Consider the following 974-nt stretch of genomic DNA (forward strand, 5'->3'; position numbering starts at 1 on the left):
ACGTTGCTGTCCGAGAACACGGTGGTGTGCGTCGAACCCGCAGTACTCCACAACGGCAGCAACTACGTGGTCGAAGAGGAGTACTACTTCACCGACGGTGCGCCGCGCCTGCTGTCGCCGCAGGTCCCGGACGACCTGATCGCGGTATAGAACATCCCAGGTGAGTCGGGTGCGGGTCCGCTCTCCGAGCCGAAATCTGTCGACTCGGAGAGCGGGCCCGCTTCCCGTGTGTATCGCGTGCCCTGCCCCTGCCTCGGCCGTCGCGGACGCTGTCCAAGATGAGCGATACCGCACCGGCAAGTCGCCGGCCCGCCACACACTGCGTCCGAGTCGTGCCGCACCGGCCGCATCACACCTGCGCAGTGGTCGCTGACGCCGGTCCAGCGAATACCGTTGCAGTACTAGGCTGTATCTGTGGAACCGGCCTTGTGTGCCGAGCGGATGACATCGATCATCTGCGCCTCGGAATCATCGAGATAATAGGCGAGCTCGCGCGCTGCCTCGTCCCGACGCCCGGAACTGATGTGCTCGGCGATGACGCGGTCACGTCCGAGCCACTGAACATGAAACTCTGGACGATTCGGTATGTACCCGAAGCAGAGCCGGAGTTGGGCAACGACAGTCTCGAAGAACGTGTCGAGCCGAGCCGAGCCGATGAATCGAACGATGCTCTGATGAAAGAGCATCGTCGAGGTGTTGACGTCATCCCAGCGTTCTTCATCCACGTACTTCGCGGTGAGCGCGATACTCGCGTGCATGGCGTCGAGCTGATCAGAGGTTGCACGCGAACTCGCCGTTACCGCGGAGATCTCGAGCGAACGTCGGACGGTATAGATGTCCCGCGCGTCCTCCTCAGTCACCACCCGCACCGCGCTTCCGCTGTGCATACGGGTCGTGACAAGCCCTTCGAACACAAGCTGCCGTATCGCGTCACGCATCGTGTTACGAGATACCCCGAAGCTCGTGTACAGGTG

The 974-nt window shown here is 62.2% G+C and carries 1 protein-coding gene; it reads right to left on the minus strand.

Annotated features, from left to right (window positions below; translation table 11 throughout):
* Nucleotides 1-401: 401 nt before the first annotated feature.
* A partial coding sequence (locus AC1D1G_RS45535; RefSeq protein WP_477956976.1) for a GntR family transcriptional regulator occupies nucleotides 402-974 on the minus strand: 573 nt, incomplete at its 5' end.

Source organism: Rhodococcus sp. P3_B8 (assembly GCF_056402775.1).